Source organism: Roseateles sp. NT4, from assembly GCF_051857475.1.
GTDB lineage: Bacteria > Pseudomonadota > Gammaproteobacteria > Burkholderiales > Burkholderiaceae_C > Pelomonas.
On the sequence record NZ_JBPZGZ010000003.1, the window covers coordinates 802,386 to 820,362 of the forward strand.

Consider the following 17,977-nt stretch of genomic DNA (forward strand, 5'->3'; position numbering starts at 1 on the left):
CGCCCCGTTATCTGGCGAATGCGAGAGGGGCGTTTCGGCACACTGGCTCCAGCCAGATTTCCGCCCGCGCCATGCTGTACCGCCTCGCCGCTCTCCTGCTGACCCTGTCCCTCACCGCCTGTGGCGGCGGAGGTGGCGGGGGCGGTGGCACGCCACCCCTGGAAACACCGCCCACGCTGCGCGGCGTGGCCGCCACCGGTGCGCCCCTGGTCAGCGCCCAGGTCAGCATCGTCGACGGGCAGGGCAAGGCTGTGGGCTCGGCCACCACGCACCCTACCGACGGCAGCTACAGCCTGACGCTGAGCACCACCAGCCCGGCCGCGCCCCTCTTCATCCAGGCGCGCGGCCTGGACGCCGCCGGCACCATGCAGGTCCTGCATTCGACGGTGCCCACCATCAGCGCCGCCATGGTCGGTCATGTGACGCCGCTGACCAATGCCATCGTCGCCCTGTCCCTGGGTACCGAGCCGGCGCCGGTGTTTGCCGCGGCTTCCACCAGCGGCAGCCAGCTGTCGCAGATGGCCACGGCGGTTTCCGCCGCTGCCACCTTCCTGAAGACCCTGGTCAAGACCCAGATCAGCGACCTCAAGATCACCGATGCGGCGTCGCTGGACCTGCTGGCCGACTCGACTTTCGCCGCCAACAAGGGCGCTCACGATCTGCTCATCGAGAGCGTGCGTGTCGACCTGGCCCGCTCCAAGCTCAATGTGCCGGTCCTGCAGATCGGCAACAAGTTCATTGCCGCGCCGACGGCCGAGGTGGTCGTCGAGCTGCCCACGGCCCAGACCGAGCTGCTCAAGGCCAGCGGCACGCCGGCCAATGCCATCACGTCGACGCTGAAGGCGGCCACCAGCGCGACGACCGTGCTCGGCACCCTGTCTGGCCTGGATGACCTGGGCGCCGCGCTGAACCAGCTCATCGCCCAGGGGCGTGACGTCAGCACCATCCTGAACAACACCCTGGTCACCGGCTACGACAAGCACAACGGCCGCAGCAAGGCCGACCTGGCTGGCATCCTGTCCACCTACACGACGGGCAACCGACAGTTCGGCCGTTTCCAGCTGCTGGGCTGCGCCGACGACGCGCCGACCGCCGGCAATTGCGCCAAGGTGCTGGTGGGCGCCATCATCAGCGACTCCAGCGGCGCTACCGTCGACCTCTTCAGCGACGCCGTCAGCTACAACAAGTCGGCCACGACCACCAACAAGTGGAACCTCATCGGCAACGGTAAGAAGCTGTCGGTGGCCGTCTACCCGCTGGGCTACCGCGCGCTGAGCGCCGATGGCACGGCCAGCACGGCCGTCGTGCCCAACCCGGGCATCGGCCTGCAGATCGAGATCCAGTCGCAGACGGCCGACCCGATCCCCGGCATTCCGCCGACCCAGCTGCTCAGCTCGGCCACGGTGCAGATGCCCGGCGGCTACAGCATCCCCTTCGGCTATTGCGGCCGCCTGATGCTGTGCGTGTCGTCCACACCCGGCGCCACCAACCTGATCCCGACCGGTGGTGTGGGCGACATCGCCATCCAGCGCGCTGCGGTCGGCTGGATCGGCGGCGCGGACAGCGTGCGCGGCGCCAAGTTCATCACCAGCTACACCATCGCCGGCGTGGCCGAGACGCGCAATGCCTGGCTGCGTGCCGACGTGCTCGGTGAGCCGGCCACGACGCGTTTCCCGAGCATCGACAGCGCCTCGACCACCAGCCCGGTGTCCGCCGCCTCGCTGCAGAGCGGCGCCCTGGTGATCAACTGGTCCGGCTGGGCCGCGGCCAACCCCGACCTGCGCATCATCGAGATCAAGCGTGTCTTCACGCCCACGGTCGGTGGCACACCCACGGTGCTGGACACGGCGGCGCCGCTGCCTCCCAAGACCACCGCGACGCTGGCTACCGCCTACACGCCGCTGGAAAGCGTCACGTCCGAGCTGTGGCTGCAGGCCATGGATGCGCAGGGCCGGCGCTTCCACACCCGCTACACGGGCAAGCCCTGATTCAGGCTGCGGCCGCGCGCAGCGCCGCCAGCTCCTGGCGCAAAACTGCGTTCTCGGCCTCGAGTTCAGCCACACGCAGGCGCAGCAATTCCATCGTCGGCTCGGCAGCCTGAGCATCAGCGGCCGGTACACCCTCGTCCGGCGCGCTGACGGCGATGGTGACCTTGCGCTTGGCCTCGCGCACGCGCTTGGCCGCCTGCTTGAGTTCCTGGGCGCCCGCAGCCGCGGCGGCGGCCTGCTCCTGCGCCGGCAGCGTCGCCACGGCAGCGGCCGCGTTGATGGAGATGGTGCCGGCCTTGACGGCCGCGACGAGCTCGGCCGCACCCTGCTTCTGGATCTTCTCGATCATCACGACCTGGTTGCTGCTCAGGCGCGCCGCCTTGGCCAGGGCCTCGCGCGTGTCCAGCTTGTCGGGGGCAGGGGCTGCGTCGGCTGTCGGCGCGGGGGCCACCGGTTCCAGGCCGGCCACGGCCGCGATGCGTGCGCGCCGCTCGTTCACGATCTCGCGCTTGCGCAGGGCCAGCACGCCGCGCTGGAAGTCCGAGATGCTGCGCCGGCCCAGGTGCTGGTCGATCATCCACAGGTGCACGTCCTCGAAGGACTTGAAGCGCGGGTTCTGCACCGTCCGGAAGGGCAGGCCGTGTTTTTGGCAGATGCCGTAGCGGTTGTGGCCGTCCACCAGCACATCGCCCCACAGCACCAGGGCGTCGCGGCAGCCTTCGGCCAGGATGCTGCGCTCCAGCGCCTCGTGCTCCTCGGGCGTCAGGGGATCGATATAGGCCTTGAGTTCTTCGTTGACGACGATGTCCATGGAAACCGGGAGCAGGGCGCCTGCACCCGGGCGGCGGTGCGCGCGGGTGAAGGGCTGGATGAGGTGGGAGAGCCGCAACGGCTGCCTGCAGGCGGCCAGACTCGTGATGTCCCCGATTTTAGGCAATCGCGCTGTCGACAGCGTTGGCGACGGGCTAACCCTTAAACCCGCGCCCGGGCGGAAATGCTCAACTCGCGTCAGCCGTGGAACCGGTTCCAAATCCGGACAAAAGACGGCAGCAATAACAGGAGACAAGCATGAATTGGATGAGGCCCACAGCCTTTCGACGATTCCTCCACGGCGGCGCACTCGCGGCCCTGCTGGGCGTTTTCGGCAGCACGGAGGCAGCGACCCTGCAGGCCGTCGCCAACAACAACTTCGTCAGCGCGACCGCGACGGGAACCTCTTACCTGACGGCGACTGCGCCGACGGCGAGCACCTGGGAGCAGTTCGAAGTCGTCAATAACGCCAACGGCACGGTGTCGTTGAAGGCCACCATCAGCGGCAACTTCGTTGCGGCCGACATCGGCCTGGCTTCGCCCAACACGGCCCGGCTGATCGGCAACCGACCCAGCGTCGGCGGCTGGGAGCAGTTCACCCTCGTGCCGCAATCCAACGGCACGGTGGCGCTGCGTTCGGCGGCCAACAATCTGTACGTCAGCGCCGACCTCAACATTGGCGGCGCCCTGGTGGCCAACCGGCAGACGGTCGGAGCCTGGGAGCAGTTTGTCCTCTCGACCGTCACCACAGGCCCCGGCCCCGCGCCTGATCTCGGGCCCAATGTGCGCATCCTCAGCCCCAGCACGCCCAATCTGCAGGGCATCATCAACGACGTCTACAGCGCCCAGCAGGGCAACCATTTCGGCGACCGCCGCGACGCCATCCTGCTGACGCCCGGCACCTACAACGGCCTGCGCATCCCGGTCGGCTTCTACACCCAGGTGCTGGGTCTGGGCAGCCACCCCGACCAGGTCCACGTCAACGGCGACCTGCGCTCCGACGCCTATCTCGGCGGCGACAACGCAACGCAGAACTTCTGGCGCGGCGCCGAGAACTTCTCGGTCACGCCGAGCCTCGGCATCGGCAACAACACCATGCAATGGGCGGTGTCCCAGGCCATTCCGTTCCGGCGCATGCATGTGCGCGGCAACATCAAGCTGAACCAGAACAACGGCTGGTCCAGCGGCGGCTGGTTCTCGGAGGTGCTGGTCGACGGCCAGGTCAACTCGGCCTCGCAGCAGCAATGGATCTCGCGCAACAGCCAGTGGGGCAGCTGGACCGGCTCGGGCTGGAACATGGTCTTTGTCGGCGTGCCCAATGCGCCGGCCGGCAACTTCCCGACCCAGGGCCAGCGCTACACCAAGGTCAACGAGACCCCGGTGGTACGCGAGAAGCCCTATCTCTTCATCGACGCCAATGGCAGCTATGCCGTGCGCCTGCCTTCGCTGCGCAGCAACAGCTCGGGCATCACCTGGTCCAACGGCGCCACCACGCCGGGCACCACCATTCCCATCGCCCAATTCTTCATCGCCAAGCCGACGGACAGCGCGGCCACCATCAACGCGCAACTGGCGGCCGGCCGGCATATCCTCTTCACGCCGGGCATCTATGTGCTGACCCAGACGCTGCAGGTCAACAACCCCAACACCGTGCTGCTGGGCATTGGCTTCCCGACCCTGCGCTCGGACAACGGCCAGCCGCTGATGAAGACGGCCGACGTGGATGGGCTGACCATCGCCGGCCTGTTCTTCGATGCGGGCGCCACCGAGTCGGGCGTGCTGCTGGAAGTGGGCCCCAACGGTGCCAGCGCCAGCCATGCGGCCAACCCCACCGTGCTGCACGACGTGTTCTTCCGCATCGGCGGCGCGGCGGCCGGGCGGGTCGCCTTCGGCCTCAGCATCAATGCCCACAACACCATCGTCGACCACACCTGGCTGTGGCGTGCCGACCATGGCGCCGGCGTGGGCTGGACCAGCAACCCCTCGTCCTACGGCCTTTGGGTCAACGGCAACAACGTGACCGTCTACGGCCTCTTCGTCGAGCATTTCCAGAACCACCAGGTGGTGTGGAACGGCAACGGCGGCCGGGTCTATTTCTACCAGTCGGAGATCCCTTACGACCCGCCCAGCCAGGCCTCGTGGAACAGCGCCACCGGCCGCGGGTTCGCGTCGTACAAGGTCGCCGACAACGTGACCAGCCACGAGGCCTGGGGCCTGGGCGTCTACAGCGTCTTCACCAACGCCAACATCTTGCTGGACCGCGCCGTCGAAGCGCCCGTCAACTCGAACGTGCGCTTCCACAGCCTCATCTCGGTCTGCCTGGGATCGAATGGCGGCATCGTCCATCCGATCAACAGCACAGGCGACCAGACGGCCTGCAACGCGGCCTACACGCCGACGGTGACCAACTACCCCTGAAATCCTCGGCACCGGTGGAGACCTGGCACGCAATCTGCAAAGACAGAAGCAGTCAGTTGTCTCCTCCATCCGCCTGGATGGATTCGTGCCCCGAGCTGGTTCAGCTCGGGGCCTTTTTTTGGGCGGGCTGCCTCATGTTGAGGCGTGGAGGGTCAGGTCTGCACCAGGATGGGAGCGGCCGGCGTCAGGACTTGTCCCAGCCCAGGCGCACCACGCCGCAATGCCGGCACACGAATTTGTAGAAGGCGTTGTCGCCCGCGGGCTCATAGTCGCGGGTGGCCCGGGCCCAGTCCTTCTCGGTCAGGCCGTAGTGCTGGCGCCAGTCGGCCTTGACGGCCTCGCTGGCGTCCTCCACATCCTCTTCCAACGCATCGCCGTGGAACTCGCAGGCGTCGTTGCAATGGGCCAGCCACTCCTCCTGCTGCCAGCAGGAATAGCCCGGCGTCCTCAGGCTCACCTCGTCCACGACGTCTTGTGCGATACCCGCCTTCAGCAGCGGCTGCGGGTCCGAGAAGCTCGCCCCCAGCTTGCTGGCCGCCGAGCCGTCGGCGATGCACCAGGGGCAGAGCTTCTCGTCCAGGTCGCTGGTCGCGTAGACCGGCTGCACATAGACGAAGTCGCGCGCCTGGCCGCAACAGATGCAGGTGATCTGCCGGGCTTCGATGGCGCCGGTGGCCAGCGGGTCGGGGTGGTAGCGGAAAGAGGGGATGTCCATGGCGGCACGCTAGCAGATGCGCCGCCTAGGCGGGCGCTAAGCCTGGCTGCTGGCTGCCGAGTCCTGGGCCTCAACGAAGGCGCGGCGAAAGCCGAGCGGGTCGGCGATGCCGTCAATGGGCGCATGCGATGAGCCCGTGCCGGCGATGACGAGGGTGCCGAAGTTCAGCATCCGGCCCGTGAAGGACTGGTCCACCTGGATGCTCTCCACCTTGTTGATGTTGATCTCGATGGTGTGGCGACGGATGAAGCCGTGCTTGACGATCAGGCGCTTGGTGGTCACCGCCAACTCGGTCGAGCGGATGCGGACGTAGGCGACCACCCAGAGCACGAGCCCCAGGCCGAAGGCAGGCAGCAGCAGCAGCCCGAACAGCAGCAGATGCCAGACCGACCACAGGCTGGTGCGCCCCTGATGAACCAGCCGTTCACCGGGGACCAGAACTTCATCGACATAGCTTGACATGGTGCATCCTGTTGCTGGGCCGTCATGGATTAGATGCGACGTCGGGGCCGTCATGGCGTCTTCGAGCGGCCGCGCCCACGTAGGAGGCTATGCAACACGCGTTTACAGACGTGCAATGCAGACCTGTCGATATTGATGCGGCTGGACCGTCGTCTTCGTAGCGGCGGTGTCGCCGTGCAACCTCAATGGAGAGCGGCCATGAACTACGTCGATGGATATGTCGTCCCGGTGCCGAACCAGAATCGGGAGCTCTACCGCAAGCTGGCGCTGGAGATGGCCGCACTGTTCAAGGAGAACGGTGCGTTGCGGGTCGTCGAGTGCTGGGGCGACGACGTGCCTGAAGGCAAGCTGACGTCGTTTCCGCTGGCCGTGCAGTGCCAGCCCGACGAGACGGTGGTCTTCTCTTGGTCCGTCTGGCCTTCCAAGCAGGTCCGCGATGCGGGCATGAAGAAGGTGATGGAACACCCGAGCATGCAGAAGGGGCCGGAAGGCATGCCCTTCGATGGCAAGCGGATGATCTTTGGCGGCTTCCAGGTCATCGTTGACGAGTGATCCATCGGCCACCCGCTTCACGCGGCCAGCCCTGGCGCTACAAGTCCATGAGCTCGCTGGAAGTGCAGTCTCGGCCACGTTCCTTCGAAAGGTAAAGCGCCCGGTCCGCACGCTCGATGACCGTGTGGACGGTATCGCCTTGGCGGGCCTGGGCGAGCCCCGCGGAAAACGTGTATCGAATGCCAGCGTGCGGCTCGAGGGTTTGGCGAAGGCGCTCCAGTGCGGTCTGGGCATCAGCCAGGGTGGTGCCCGGCAGCAGCAGCAAAAACTCCTCACCACCGATCCGCCCGACGGCCTGCCCTGCACGGAGGTGGCGTTGGGTGCTTTCGCAGAAATGCCGCAGGACGGCGTCGCCGCTCGCGTGGCCATGCGTGTCGTTGATCTTCTTGAAAAAGTCCAGGTCCAGCACGGCGAAGCTCACCGGCTGGGAGTGCTTTCTCGGGTCCGTCAGTGCGCTCTCTGCCAGCTTCAGGATATGGCGTCGATTGGGAACGCCGGTCAATTCGTCTGTGAACGCTGCTTGGAGTGCCTGCTCATGCGCGTGTTCCAGCTCCGTGGCCATTTGCTGGTTGGCCCGCAACAGGCGTTCAAAGTAGTCCTTCTCGTCACGAAGCGCCTTGCGCTGAAGGTAGAGCGATACAAAGGCGCCCACCTTGGCTTCCAGAACGAGGGGAGGCACGGGCTTCACGAGGAAGTCGACGGCCCCCGTTTCGTATCCCCGAAACGCGTTCACCGGGTCTGTGCTGGCGCCCGTGATGAAGATGACGGGCACCTCGCGCAATTGCGTGTCGCCCCGCATGATTTGCGCGAGCTCGAAGCCGTCGACGCCAGGCATGTTGACGTCGACCAGGGCCAGCGCGAAGTCCTGCTTGCGCAACTGGTCAAGCGCAGCGATGGCGGACTCGGCGGAGACCACCTCCAAGCCGGGACGATCCAGGATCAGCTTCGTGGTCTGAAGGTTGTCCAGGTGGTCATCGACGTGAAGCACATAGACGGTAGCGGAAGTAGACAGCAGCGGCTCCCCATATTCACGTTTTTCAACGTTAGCAAGGTCGAGCGCTTCTACGCCCCTGTGAGGCCAAATGGTTTCAGCTTGTTACCCGACTTGGGGGCGGGTCGCGAACGACTGCGCCTGCGCACGGCATAGCTTTGCGAAGCTGCACAGGCCCGGAGGCTCTGGCCAGGAAATATTGCGGCCACGGCGCTCTCGCGTTCCGCTGGCGGAGGCTGTGAGATTCGAACTCACGGGCCGTTTGACCGGCCGACGGTTTTCAAGACCGTTGGGTTAAACCGCTCCCCCAAGCCTCCGTGGACCCCGCGCTTGCGAGGGAGCCGCATTCTAAGGGCGCCGGATCATGCCCCCGGCTTCTGCGCCTGCTCGCATTGCACCTGGATGATCTCGCGCGCCGTGCCGTCCACGCGCGCGGCCGTCAGCTGGCCGCCCCAGACGCAGCCGGTGTCCAGCCCCAGCAGCGTTGGCCGGTCCAGCAGGCCCAGCGTCGACCAGTGGCCGAAGGCGATCGGCGTGCCGGCCGTCTGGCGGCCCGGCGCGTCGAACCAGGGCATGAAGCCCTCGGGTGCGGCGCCGGCGCCGTCCTTGGTCTTGAAGTCCATCTCGCCGTCGGCGGTGCAAAAGCGCAGCCGCGTCAGCGCGTTGACCGTGAAGCGCAGCCGTGCGGTGCCGGCCAGGTCGGGGGCCCAGCGGGCCGGCTCGTTGCCGTACATGGCGTGCAGGAAGTCGGGCAGGGCAGGGCCGCGCAGCACGGCCTCCACCTCGCCGGCCAGAGTCAGGGTGTCGTCGCGGCTCCATTGCGGCACGACGCCGGCGTGCACCATCAGCCAGCCGGCTTCGAAGACGGCCATGCGCTGGTGGCGCAGCCAGTCCATCAGCGCGTGGCGGTCGGGGGCGGCGAGGATGTCGTCCAGGGTGTCGCCGCGGTGCGGGTGGCGCACGCCGTGGTGGGCCGCCAGCAGGTGCAGGTCGTGGTTGCCGAGCAGGCAGGTGGCGGTGTCGCCCAGGCGGATCAGGCGGCGCAGCGTGGCCAGCGAGGCCGGGCCGCGGTTGACGAGGTCGCCCAGCAGCCACAGGCGGTCGCGAGACGGGGAGAAGTCCAGCTGCTGCAGCAGACGCTCCAGCGCGTCGCAGCAGCCCTGCAGGTCACCGATCAGGTAGTTCATGCCCGGATTGTCCCGGCCCCCGAGCGAGGGATCGCACGGTGGGCCGTGTCACGCCCATCTGATAGTCTCCCGGGCTTCGTTTTTGCCCCGCGCCGCCTGGGGTTTACCCTGGTCTGGCGCCTTCGATGGATACCGCTCTCGTTCTCTTTCTGATCCTGATCAACGGCCTGTTCGCCATGTCGGAAATGGCGCTGACCGCCAGCCGCAAGGCCCGGCTGCAGGTGATGGTGGAGAGTGGTGAGGGCGGTGCGCAGGCCGCGATGGACCTGCACGACAACCCCACCAAGTTTCTGTCGACGGTGCAGATCGGCATCACCGGCATCGGCGTGCTGAACGGCATCGTTGGCGATGCGGCCTTCTCCGGCCCGTTGTCGCGCTGGCTGACCGAGACCTTCCATCTGGCACCGCATGCGACCGACATCGCCGCTACGGCCCTGGTCGTCGTCATCATCACGCTGCTGACCATCGTCTTCGGCGAGCTGGTGCCCAAGCGCATCGGCCAGATCTATCCCGAGACGGTGGCCCGCCTGGTCGCGCCGGCTATGAACTTCATCTCGGTGGCCGCGCGGCCGCTGGTGAAGTCGCTGAGCTTCATGACCGAGGCGACGCTGGGCCTGCTGGGTCTGCGCAACAAGGGCCAGCGCGGCGTCACCGAAGAAGAGATCGCCGCCAGCCTGGAAGAAGGCCTGGATGCCGGCGTCATCGAGGAGCACGAGCACCAGATGGTGCGCAATGTGTTCCGCCTGGACGAGCGCCAGGTCGGCTCGATGATGATTCCGCGCGCCGAGATCGCCTGGCTGGAAGTCGACGCGACGCCGGCCGAGGTGCTTGCGGTGTTGCGCGAGCATGGCTTCAACCGCTACCCGGTCTGCCGCGGCGGCCTGAATGAAGTGCTGGGCGTTGCGAACGCGCCGGCCCTGCTGGCCGGCATGCTCGAAGGCCTGCCGCTGGACCTGATGGCGGGCCTGGAATCGCCATTGTTCGTGCCCGAGACGCTGTCGGGCATGGAACTGCTGGAACATTTCCGCGTCTCGGATGCGCCGCTGGTCTTTGTCGTCGATGAGTACGGCGAGGTGCAGGGTGTGATTGCCGTGCGCGATGTGCTGGAAGCCATTGCCGGAGAGTTCAATGCTCCGAGCGATGGTGACGCCTGGGCGGTGCAGCGCGAGGACGGGAGCTGGCTGATCGACGGCCTGATCCCCGTGCCCGAGCTGAAGGACCGCCTGGAGCTGAAGGAACTGCCCGAAGAGGATCGTGGGCGCTACAACACCCTGGCTGGCATGATCATGCTGCTGCTGGGGCGCTTGCCGCGCACGACCGATGTCGTGGAGTGGGACGCGTGGAGATTCGAGGTCGTGGACCTCGATGGCAAGCGTGTGGACAAAGTGCTGGTCAGTCGTCTGGCCGAGGAAACGAGAGAGAAAGAATCATGAGCAACCCCCCGATGTACGGCGAACTGCTGCCGCTGGATCGCGAAGTCCACAAGAACCTGAAGCTGGACACCGCGCAATCTGTCGTGTCCCGCGTGGCCGACCAGAACTCGGTCTTCCTGGCTGCCGTCGAATTTGGCGACGCCTGCAAGGAATTCCCCATCGTCTTCGTGCGCGCCGGCCAGGCCTCGCCCGATGGCAAGCAGGCCGTTGCGCCGCTGGCCGTGCTGGGCCTGAAGGCAGGCTCCAACCTGTTCGTCGATGGCGACAAGTGGACCGGCAACTACGTGCCCGCCTATGTGCGCCGCTACCCCTTCGCGATGGCCCGCCTGGATGAGAAGACCGACAACATGGCGGTCTGCTACGACCTGAAGTGGTCGGCCTTCAACGAGACGACCGGCGAAGCCCTGTTCAAGGACGGCCAGCCGACCGAGTTCCTGGTCAACGCCAAGTCTTTCCTGGAGAACTTCGAACAGGAAGCCGAGCGCACCCGCCTGATCTGCAACCTGCTGGTCGAGATGGACCTGCTGCAGGACATGCGCTTCGAAGCCACGCTGCCCAACAACGAGAAGCTCGACGTCGAGGGCTTCATGGCCCTGGACGAGAAGAAGTACGCCGAGCTGCCCGACGACAAGGTGCTGCAGCTGCATCGCAACGGCCTGCTGGCCATGATCGAGATGCATCGCCTGTCGCTGACCAACATGAACCGCCTGGTCGGCAAGTACGCGGTCTGATCCCGCGGCGCTCCTGCCTCGAGGCCACGCATTGCGTGGCCTTTTTTCTGGGGCGGGCGCCACCGCCTGGTGCACCCGGGGGCCTTTGCGTCCCGTCCACGCCCCCTCGAACTGGGGGGTGTCGTGCCCCGCGGCTGGGCGCTGTAGCGCTTTCCGACGACGGGGTTAACCCCCAAAAGTCACCGATTTAGATGTATCGGTCTGTGACCTTCAACGAAATGCACCAATTCAATCCCTAGACTCCGCCGCTCGGCGCGTTGGGCGCTAAGGATGCTGTTGATGATCCCCACCTTTGAAGAAAGCCGCCGCACGCCGCTGAACCCCAACGGCGGCCCGCCGCTGGAGTTGGACAGCGATTTCGGTTCGCTGGATGGGGACGCCTACGACCTCGTCGAGCGCCGCTACGGTGACCGCGGCCTGGCCGTCTCGAAGGAGCGCTTCAGCAGTCGCAACGAGGACGGCGACATCGTCTGCACGGCCCGCAACGGCGAGCAGATCGTCGGCACGCTGTCGGTGCGCTTCGACGGCAAGGGCGGGCTGCATGCCGACAAGCTGTTCGAGGAAGAGCTGGCCGAATGGCGCGGCGCCGGCGTCAAGCTCTGCGAATTTGGCAGCCTGGCCGTGGACCGCCATTCCCACAACGCCAAGCGCGTGCTGGCCCAGATCTTTCACCTGGGCTATCTGCATGCCCACCGCAAGGCGCGCTGCGAGCGCCTCATCATCGAGGTCAACCCGCGCCACGTCGCCTTCTACCGCCGCTATCTGGGCCTGCTGCCCTACACGACGGCCCGCCACAACCCGCGTGTGAACGCGCCGGCCGTGCTGATGAGCATCGACCTGGCAACGGTGCGCGAGCAGATCGCCCTGTGGGGCGGCCGGCCCGAGCTGCTGACCCAGGCCCGCTGCCTTTACCCGTTGGCCTGGGACGAGGCCACCGAGGCGGCCATGCTGGCCAAGTTGCCCTGAGCGGTCAGTAGCGTCCTGCCCGGCGCCATGCCGGCGAGCAGGCTGGCGGCCAGCGGTGCCGTCGCAAATTCCTCTTGCAGCCGCTTGAGCAGGTCCTCGCGGTCAGGCGGCGGCGCGCCGCAGGAGCAGCGCGCGGCGATGGCGCGGTCCAGCGCGCCTTCCAGGCCGTTGCATTGCACCGAGAAAGAGGTGTGGTGGGGCTGGCCGTGGCGGTCAGTCCAGGTGGCCACGACGCGCAGCACCGGACCGATGGTGCGTGTCACCCATTCAAAGCGGATGCCGGCCGTGCGTGTGCGGCTGCGGCGCATCAGCCGGCCGGTGCTGCTGCCGCCGGGCCGGCGCGCGCGTTCCAGGCGCATGTCGTTCAGGAAACGTCCGGCCGCCGCCACCTGGCCGGTGTCGTTCATGGAAGAGGTGCCCGTGAGGTCAATCGTCATCGCAAGACTCCGAGGTGCTGAATAAACCCGCAGACCAGTGGCAAACGGGATGCCTGCTCAAAGCAGAGGCTCCACCAGCCGGGCAAAACCCTGCATCAGGCGCTGGCCCAGGCCGCGTTTGGCCCATTGCGCCGCATCGATGTGCTGCGACACCGTCAGGTCGCGGGCGAACAGGGCCTGCATCTGCTGGCCGAAGTCGTCGCCCAGCACGATGACGTCCATCTCGTGGTTGCCGACGATGCTGCGCCAGTCGAGATTGCTGGAGCCGACGCTGGAATAGACGCCGTCCACGACGGCCGTCTTGGCGTGCATGACGGAGCCCGTCATCTCGTGAATCTGCACCCCCGCATCGAGCAGCTGCGCATAGCGCGAACGCGCCGCATGCAGCACGAGCGACACGTCGCTGCGTCCCGGCAACACGAGTGACACGGCGACGCCACGTTGTGCGGCGTCGCACAAGGCCTGGATGAGCTCCGGGCCGGGGGCGAAATAGGCCATGGTCAGCTGCACGCTGCGCTGGGAGGCGTCGATGGCATGCAGCAGCGCCGTGTAGCTCGGGTTGATGCCCGCGCTCGGGTCGCCCGCCACCAGCTTGACGACGCGCTGGCCGGGCGTCGCCACGCGCGGCGTCGGGGCCGGCGCCAGCTCGCCTTCGCAGCCCTGCCGGGTCCAGGACTCCCGGAACACGGCGGCCAGGGCCGACACGACGGGGCCGTGCAATTCGATCTGGGTGTCGCGCCAGCCGCGCTTGTCGGCGTCCTCCGGGGGGCGCTGGCGGCGGGCGCTGCCGAAGGAGCCCTCGGCGTAGACATTGCTGAGGTTGATGCCGCCGGTGAAGGCCACATCGCTGTCGGCTGCCAGCATCTTGCGGTGGTTGCGTTCCAGCACGCCCCAGTGGCCCGGGCGTTCCAGCGGGTTCAGCGGGTTGAAGGCGCAGACGGCGATGCCACCCTGGCGCAGCTTGTCGAAAAAGGCGCTGTCGGTGCCCATGGAACCCAGGCTGTCATACATGAAGGCGACCTTGACGCCCTCGGCGGCCTTGCGCAGCAGCAGCTCGCCCACCTCGGCGGCAACGCCCTCGTCCTCGACGATGTAGAACTCCACCAGCAGCCGATGACGCGCGGCCGCGATGGCCGCCTTCATTGCCGCGAACGTGGCGGGGCCGTCCACCAGCAGCTTGGCCGTGTTGCCGCGCAGCAGCTGGGCTTCGCCTTGCGCGGCAAGTACGCCTAGATGGCGCTCGAACAGGGCGCCGTTGCCTTCGTCGCGTACGCGGGCCAGGTCGCGGGCCTCAACCGCCTCGGACACCGGGCCCTGGCGGCCCTGCATCGTGACGCGATCGGCAACCTGCTGGGGAGGCAATGGCGCCAGCCGCCGGTTCTGTTCCGGCAGCGTGCCGCAGGCGACCGTGCCCGCCAGTGACAACGCCATAGCGAGGGCGCGTGCCCAGCTGCCGATCTGCCAGCCGCGAGATTGCTTCATGAGGCCTTTGCGAACGCACCAAACTGAGACCTCTCGGCAAGCGGCGTACCCACCTCGCACGGCGTCGGCGCCGCGGGCCGCTCGGTTGTCGAGACGACCGGTAGAACTTGCCGCAAGGCCGGCGAGTGGGCTTCACGATGTCGCGGGGATCAGCGACATGTAACAAAGGGTTGCCGAAGCGCGGGCATAACGGTACGGTGGGCGGCCAGTCGGCGCAGCGGGGGTGCCCGACGGCTTACCGGCTGATACACGAACCCCTGGGCGGAAATTTTTCAGACCGGGGCGGAATGTGTTGACAATAATTTCTCCGCGAGGGCCCTGGCCCCGTCACTCATATACGTTGGAAGGAAACGATGCCGCATGCCCTGGTGGTGGATGACGACCATGATTCGGCCGCTTCGCTGCGCGATTTGATCGCCGGCGAGCAGTTCACCGTGGCGGTCGCCCACAACATGCGGGACGCCCGCCGGCAGATTTCGCTGCAGCAGCCCGACATCCTGCTGCTGGACCTGCGCCTGCCCGACGGCAACGGCATGGACCTGCTGGCCGACCCCAAGCTGGTCGCCAACTCCGAGGTGGTGCTGTGCACCGGCCATGCCAGCCTGGAAACCTCGCTGCAGGCCCTGCGCCTGGGCGCGGCCGACTACCTCGTCAAGCCCGTCAACCTCAAGCAGCTGCAGGGCGTGCTGTCGCGCATCATGAAGCCGGCGGCCCTGCAGGCCGAGGTGGAGGACCTGACCGCCAATCTGGACGAGTCGGGCCACTTCGGACATCTGTGGGGAAGAAGCGCGCCGATGAAGCGCATCTACGAGCAGATCTCGCGCGTGGCGGGCACCAGCGTGTCGGTCTTCATCACCGGCGAGTCCGGCACCGGCAAGGAGGTCGTCGCGCAGACGGTGCACGACCTCAGCCGACGCCGCAAGCGCCCCTTCCTGGCCGTCAATTGCGGGGCCATCAGCCCCAACCTGATCGAGAGCGAGATCTTCGGCCACGAGAAGGGCAGCTTCACCGGCGCCGAGCGCCAGCACCAGGGCTTCTTCGAGCGCGCCAGCGGCGGCACCCTGTTCCTGGACGAGATCACCGAGATGCCGCTGGAGCTGCAGGTCAAGCTGCTGCGCGTGCTGGAGACCGGGCGCTTCATGCGCGTGGGCAGCACGACGGCGCTGGAGACCGATGTGCGCATCGTCGCGGCCACCAACCGCCTGCCCTACCAGGCCGTGTCCTCAGGCAAGCTGCGCGAGGACCTGCTGTATCGCCTGAACATCTTCCCGATTGCGCTGCCGCCGCTGCGCGACCGCGTCGCCGACATCCCGCTGCTGGCCAATCATTTCCTGGCCGCCATCAGCGAGCAGGAGGGCGCGGTGCGCCGCTTCTCGTCGGCCGCGCTGGCGGCCCTGGTCAGCTATCCCTGGCCGGGCAATGTGCGTGAGCTGCGCAACGTCGTGCAGCGGGCCTATGTGATGGCCCCGGGCGAAGTGATCGACGAAACCTGGCTGCCCGGCAGCCCCGAGGCCGGGATGACGTCAGCCTGGGGCGCTCCGGCCCTGCAGGACTTGCCGGTGGCGGCCCCGGTCAGCGCCCCGGCGCCGGTGCCGCGGCCTCCCCAGATGCAGGGCCTGGACGCCGACGTTCCCTTCATCACCCTGCCCATCGGTTCCAGCGTGGCCCAGGCCGAGCGCGCGCTGATGCTGGCCACGCTGCGCCACTTCAACCACCACAAGGAACGCACCGCCGCCGTCCTCGGCATCAGCCTGAAGACGCTGTACAACCGCCTGAAGGAATATGCGGCCGAGGGCGCCCAGCCCACGGACCTGAGCACGCCGCAGGACTGAAGGCCAGCGCAAGGCGCGCCGATTGCCACGCCGCCTGTCCCGACATTCCGATGAAGGACAGGCCATGGGTCACGCCGATCTGATCCACGACGCAGCCGACGCCGTCGCGCCGCTGCTGAGTGATGTGCGCTCTCGCGTCGCGAGAGCATCCGACCGTACGCTGGGTTATGTGCGGGACGAGCCGGTGCGCTCGGCCATCGCCGCAGCGGCCGTGGGAACGCTGGTGTTTGCGCTATGGCATCTGCTGAGCTCGCGCAATTCCCGCTGACGGCCCAGGCCGTCGTGACCCGCCTGCCGCTGCTGGCGCAACTGGCCGACTTCCAGCAGGCGCTGAACGAGCAGTTCGACAACTGCCGCCATGGCGCCCGCTACCGTCCCGCGCTGGCGCTGTTGCGGCTGCGTTCTGGTGTGGAGCTGTTGTGCCAGCTTCAGGACGAGGTGCTGCATCCGGCGCTGTCGGCCTGCCGGCCTCAGGCCTGGCCCGCCCTCGACCAGGCCAGGGATTCGGTCGACTCGCTGCGCAGGCTGGCCGCCTTGGGTGCCCAGGCGGCCGACGACCGGCAGCGCGCCCTCGTGGCCCTGCTGGAAGGCCTGGTGCAGCTGCAGTTCGTGAGCCTCGACGAGCTGCTGGCCGAGGCCGACGTGGCGGCGCTGCGCTGGGGCGATCTCGAACGCCAGACGCAGGCCTTGCTGCGGCCTTGGCAGTCAGGCCACGGCGGCGTCGAAGAGTCCGGCAAGCTCTACGTCGTCGGCCAGTTCAGCGCCAGCGCAGAGGCCATCGCAGACGGGGCCGGCTGGGCCGAGCGACCGAGCAGGGCGGTGTAGCGCCCCGTCATCTGCGCCAGCACGCGCGGCCAGTCCTGCGCCTGGGCGCGGGCCAGGGCGGCGCGGCGCTGGGCCGCGTTGTTGCCGCTCAGGCAGGCATCCAGGGCTTCGGCCCAGGACCCGGCGCGCGGCCGGTCCACCAGCAGGCCGGCATCCAGCGCCAGCTCGGCCAGGCCGCCAGAACCGGCCACCACGACCGGCGTGCCGCAGGCCATGGCCTCGAGCACGCCCAGCCCGAAACTCTCCTGGTCGCCGGCATGCACATAGGCATCGCAGCTGGCCACCATGCGCGCCAGTTGCTGGCTGTCGCACTCGGGCGGCAGCACCCGCACCTGATTGCCCACCGGTGGTGCCGGCCCGTCGCCGACGGCCAGCAACACATGGCCGCGGCCCAGCAGCGCCACGGCATCGGCCAGCAGTTGCAGATGCTTCTCGCGCGCGAAGCGGCCGGTGTAGATGAGCAGGCGCGTGTCCGGCGCCAGGCCCCGGTCGGCGCAGAACTGGGCCCGCCAGGCGGCGTCCTGGGCGCAGGGCGTGAAGACCGAGCAGTCCACGCCCAGCGGCTGCAGCGTCACGCGCTTCACGCCCCAGGACTGCAGGCGCTGGACCATGCTGCGGCTGGGCGCCATGACGAGATCGAAATGGCGATAGAGATTGACCAGGTAGCGGCGCGCCCAGCGCTCGGCGCCGCCACCCAGGCGGGCTGCCAGCTCGGGCAGGCTGCTGTGGCAGAAAGCGACTGCCGGAACACGCAATTGCTCGGCCGCCGCCAGCGAGGCCCAGGCCAGCACATAGGGATCGGCCGACTCGATGAGGTCGGGCGCGACGAATTCCATCTGCCGCAACGCCCGGCCCCGGCCCAGCACGACGCGATAGCCGCCGCTGCGCGGCAGCGGCACGCCGCCGCAGTCCAGCAGGCCCGGCCCCTGCGCACCCGGCGCGATGACGGTGTGGCGCCAGCCCATGGGGCGCAGTCTTTCGTGCTTGGCCATCAGCGTGCGTCGTACGCCGCCGGTGGCGCCCCAGAACATCGACACGTCCAGCAGATGGTGGACCGGGCCGGGGAGGGTCTCCTGGGCCTGCTGCTCGGGCTTGGGGTAGTTCACGCGCATTGCGCGGCGGGGGCAATCGGCATGCCTGGCACGCCG

At 67.7% G+C, this 17,977-nt stretch carries 17 protein-coding genes and 1 tRNA gene; 9 read left to right on the plus strand and 9 right to left on the minus strand.

The window, feature by feature from the left end; all coding sequences use genetic code 11:
• The first annotated feature begins 71 nt into the window (after positions 1 to 71).
• Positions 72 to 1,988 (plus strand): hypothetical protein, encoded by a 1,917-nt coding sequence (locus ACS5PN_RS22675; protein ID WP_439466273.1) that lies wholly within the window; start codon positions 72 to 74, stop codon positions 1,986 to 1,988.
• A gap of 1 nt (position 1,989) precedes the next feature.
• Here ACS5PN_RS22675 and ACS5PN_RS22680 read toward each other — a convergent pair whose 3' ends face one another.
• Positions 1,990 to 2,799 carry a plasmid replication/partition related protein gene (locus tag ACS5PN_RS22680; RefSeq protein WP_439466274.1) on the minus strand — a complete coding sequence of 270 codons (810 nt, stop codon included), beginning with the start codon at positions 2,797 to 2,799 and terminating at the stop codon, positions 1,990 to 1,992.
• 257 nt (positions 2,800 to 3,056) lie between these two features.
• Here ACS5PN_RS22680 and ACS5PN_RS22685 point away from each other — a divergent pair, with 257 nt between their 5' ends.
• Positions 3,057 to 5,216, plus strand: a complete 2,160-nt coding sequence (locus ACS5PN_RS22685) for a hypothetical protein (protein WP_439466275.1) — start codon at positions 3,057 to 3,059, stop codon at positions 5,214 to 5,216.
• 184 nt (positions 5,217 to 5,400) lie between these two features.
• Here ACS5PN_RS22685 and ACS5PN_RS22690 read toward each other — a convergent pair whose 3' ends face one another.
• Positions 5,401 to 5,931 carry a CbrC family protein gene (locus tag ACS5PN_RS22690; RefSeq protein WP_439466276.1) on the minus strand — a complete coding sequence of 177 codons (531 nt, stop codon included), beginning with the start codon at positions 5,929 to 5,931 and terminating at the stop codon, positions 5,401 to 5,403.
• A gap of 36 nt (positions 5,932 to 5,967) precedes the next feature.
• On the minus strand, positions 5,968 to 6,393 hold the full coding sequence (locus tag ACS5PN_RS22695; protein WP_439466277.1) for a PH domain-containing protein: 426 nt from the start codon (positions 6,391 to 6,393) through the stop codon (positions 5,968 to 5,970).
• Positions 6,394 to 6,591: 198 nt separating this feature from the next.
• Between ACS5PN_RS22695 and ACS5PN_RS22700 the strand changes: the two genes are divergently transcribed.
• Positions 6,592 to 6,945, plus strand: coding sequence for a DUF1428 domain-containing protein (locus ACS5PN_RS22700; RefSeq protein ID WP_439466278.1), 354 nt, complete (start codon positions 6,592 to 6,594; stop codon positions 6,943 to 6,945).
• Positions 6,946 to 6,982: 37 nt separating this feature from the next.
• Here ACS5PN_RS22700 and ACS5PN_RS22705 read toward each other — a convergent pair whose 3' ends face one another.
• The 3 genes from ACS5PN_RS22705 to ACS5PN_RS22715 form a co-directional block, all read right to left on the minus strand.
• Entirely contained in the window at positions 6,983 to 7,933 is a 951-nt protein-coding gene (locus ACS5PN_RS22705; RefSeq protein WP_439466279.1) for a GGDEF domain-containing response regulator, read from the minus strand.
• 230 nt (positions 7,934 to 8,163) lie between these two features.
• Positions 8,164 to 8,253, minus strand: a tRNA-Ser gene (locus tag ACS5PN_RS22710).
• Between the two features lie 45 nt (positions 8,254 to 8,298).
• On the minus strand, positions 8,299 to 9,123 hold the full coding sequence (locus tag ACS5PN_RS22715; protein ID WP_439466280.1) for a symmetrical bis(5'-nucleosyl)-tetraphosphatase: 825 nt from the start codon (positions 9,121 to 9,123) through the stop codon (positions 8,299 to 8,301).
• A gap of 125 nt (positions 9,124 to 9,248) precedes the next feature.
• On the opposite strand from ACS5PN_RS22715, the gene ACS5PN_RS22720 reads away from it, so the two are divergent.
• The 3 genes from ACS5PN_RS22720 to ACS5PN_RS22730 all read left to right on the plus strand — a co-directional run bounded on the left by ACS5PN_RS22720 (position 9,249) and on the right by ACS5PN_RS22730 (position 12,253).
• Positions 9,249 to 10,556 (plus strand): hemolysin family protein, encoded by a 1,308-nt coding sequence (locus ACS5PN_RS22720; RefSeq protein ID WP_439466281.1) that lies wholly within the window; start codon positions 9,249 to 9,251, stop codon positions 10,554 to 10,556.
• Positions 10,553 to 11,287 (plus strand): SapC family protein, encoded by a 735-nt coding sequence (locus ACS5PN_RS22725; protein ID WP_439466282.1) that lies wholly within the window; start codon positions 10,553 to 10,555, stop codon positions 11,285 to 11,287. Before ACS5PN_RS22720 ends, ACS5PN_RS22725 begins: the two co-directional genes overlap by 4 nt.
• A 279-nt stretch (positions 11,288 to 11,566) precedes the next feature.
• Positions 11,567 to 12,253 (plus strand): N-acyl amino acid synthase FeeM domain-containing protein, encoded by a 687-nt coding sequence (locus ACS5PN_RS22730; RefSeq protein WP_439466283.1) that lies wholly within the window; start codon positions 11,567 to 11,569, stop codon positions 12,251 to 12,253.
• On the opposite strand, the gene ACS5PN_RS22735 is transcribed toward ACS5PN_RS22730, so the two are convergent.
• Both ACS5PN_RS22735 and ACS5PN_RS22740 read right to left on the minus strand, forming a co-directional pair.
• A complete protein-coding gene (locus tag ACS5PN_RS22735; protein ID WP_439466284.1) occupies positions 12,196 to 12,690 on the minus strand; it encodes a hypothetical protein in 495 nt (164 codons plus the stop codon). The two genes, ACS5PN_RS22730 and ACS5PN_RS22735, sit on opposite strands and share 58 nt — an antisense overlap.
• Before the next feature lie 57 nt (positions 12,691 to 12,747).
• On the minus strand, positions 12,748 to 14,172 hold the full coding sequence (locus ACS5PN_RS22740; protein WP_439466285.1) for a phospholipase D-like domain-containing protein: 1,425 nt from the start codon (positions 14,170 to 14,172) through the stop codon (positions 12,748 to 12,750).
• Positions 14,173 to 14,525: 353 nt separating this feature from the next.
• On the opposite strand from ACS5PN_RS22740, the gene ACS5PN_RS22745 reads away from it, so the two are divergent.
• From ACS5PN_RS22745 to ACS5PN_RS22755, 3 genes are all read left to right on the plus strand, one after another.
• Entirely contained in the window at positions 14,526 to 16,004 is a 1,479-nt protein-coding gene (locus ACS5PN_RS22745; RefSeq protein WP_439466286.1) for a sigma-54-dependent transcriptional regulator, read from the plus strand.
• 64 nt (positions 16,005 to 16,068) lie between these two features.
• Positions 16,069 to 16,272: a hypothetical protein gene (locus ACS5PN_RS22750; RefSeq protein ID WP_439466287.1), complete on the plus strand. Its 204-nt coding sequence runs from the start codon at positions 16,069 to 16,071 to the stop codon at positions 16,270 to 16,272.
• Positions 16,239 to 16,829 carry a hypothetical protein gene (locus ACS5PN_RS22755; protein ID WP_439466288.1) on the plus strand — a complete coding sequence of 197 codons (591 nt, stop codon included), beginning with the start codon at positions 16,239 to 16,241 and terminating at the stop codon, positions 16,827 to 16,829. The genes ACS5PN_RS22750 and ACS5PN_RS22755 overlap by 34 nt, the downstream gene beginning before the upstream one ends.
• Here ACS5PN_RS22755 and ACS5PN_RS22760 read toward each other — a convergent pair.
• Complete coding sequence (locus tag ACS5PN_RS22760) at positions 16,745 to 17,941, minus strand: glycosyltransferase (protein ID WP_439466289.1); 1,197 nt, start codon at positions 17,939 to 17,941, stop codon at positions 16,745 to 16,747. The two genes, ACS5PN_RS22755 and ACS5PN_RS22760, sit on opposite strands and share 85 nt — an antisense overlap.
• Between the last annotated feature and the right edge of the window lie 36 nt (positions 17,942 to 17,977).

What these genes read in the sequence shown, in the direction of transcription:
- ACS5PN_RS22675 (WP_439466273.1), top strand. Translation starts at nt 72, where the DNA reads ATGCTGTACCGCCTCGCCGCTCTCCTGCTGACCCTGTCCCTCACCGCC.
- ACS5PN_RS22680 (WP_439466274.1), bottom strand. Translation starts at nt 2,799, where the DNA reads ATGGACATCGTCGTCAACGAAGAACTCAAGGCCTATATCGATCCCCTG.
- ACS5PN_RS22685 (WP_439466275.1), top strand. Translation starts at nt 3,057, where the DNA reads ATGAATTGGATGAGGCCCACAGCCTTTCGACGATTCCTCCACGGCGGC.
- ACS5PN_RS22690 (WP_439466276.1), bottom strand. Translation starts at nt 5,931, where the DNA reads ATGGACATCCCCTCTTTCCGCTACCACCCCGACCCGCTGGCCACCGGC.
- ACS5PN_RS22695 (WP_439466277.1), bottom strand. Translation starts at nt 6,393, where the DNA reads ATGTCAAGCTATGTCGATGAAGTTCTGGTCCCCGGTGAACGGCTGGTT.
- ACS5PN_RS22700 (WP_439466278.1), top strand. Translation starts at nt 6,592, where the DNA reads ATGAACTACGTCGATGGATATGTCGTCCCGGTGCCGAACCAGAATCGG.
- ACS5PN_RS22715 (WP_439466280.1), bottom strand. Translation starts at nt 9,123, where the DNA reads ATGAACTACCTGATCGGTGACCTGCAGGGCTGCTGCGACGCGCTGGAG.
- ACS5PN_RS22720 (WP_439466281.1), top strand. Translation starts at nt 9,249, where the DNA reads ATGGATACCGCTCTCGTTCTCTTTCTGATCCTGATCAACGGCCTGTTC.
- ACS5PN_RS22725 (WP_439466282.1), top strand. Translation starts at nt 10,553, where the DNA reads ATGAGCAACCCCCCGATGTACGGCGAACTGCTGCCGCTGGATCGCGAA.
- ACS5PN_RS22730 (WP_439466283.1), top strand. Translation starts at nt 11,567, where the DNA reads ATGATCCCCACCTTTGAAGAAAGCCGCCGCACGCCGCTGAACCCCAAC.
- ACS5PN_RS22735 (WP_439466284.1), bottom strand. Translation starts at nt 12,690, where the DNA reads ATGACGATTGACCTCACGGGCACCTCTTCCATGAACGACACCGGCCAG.
- ACS5PN_RS22740 (WP_439466285.1), bottom strand. Translation starts at nt 14,172, where the DNA reads ATGAAGCAATCTCGCGGCTGGCAGATCGGCAGCTGGGCACGCGCCCTC.
- ACS5PN_RS22745 (WP_439466286.1), top strand. Translation starts at nt 14,526, where the DNA reads ATGCCGCATGCCCTGGTGGTGGATGACGACCATGATTCGGCCGCTTCG.
- ACS5PN_RS22750 (WP_439466287.1), top strand. Translation starts at nt 16,069, where the DNA reads ATGGGTCACGCCGATCTGATCCACGACGCAGCCGACGCCGTCGCGCCG.
- ACS5PN_RS22755 (WP_439466288.1), top strand. Translation starts at nt 16,239, where the DNA reads ATGGCATCTGCTGAGCTCGCGCAATTCCCGCTGACGGCCCAGGCCGTC.
- ACS5PN_RS22760 (WP_439466289.1), bottom strand. Translation starts at nt 17,941, where the DNA reads ATGCGCGTGAACTACCCCAAGCCCGAGCAGCAGGCCCAGGAGACCCTC.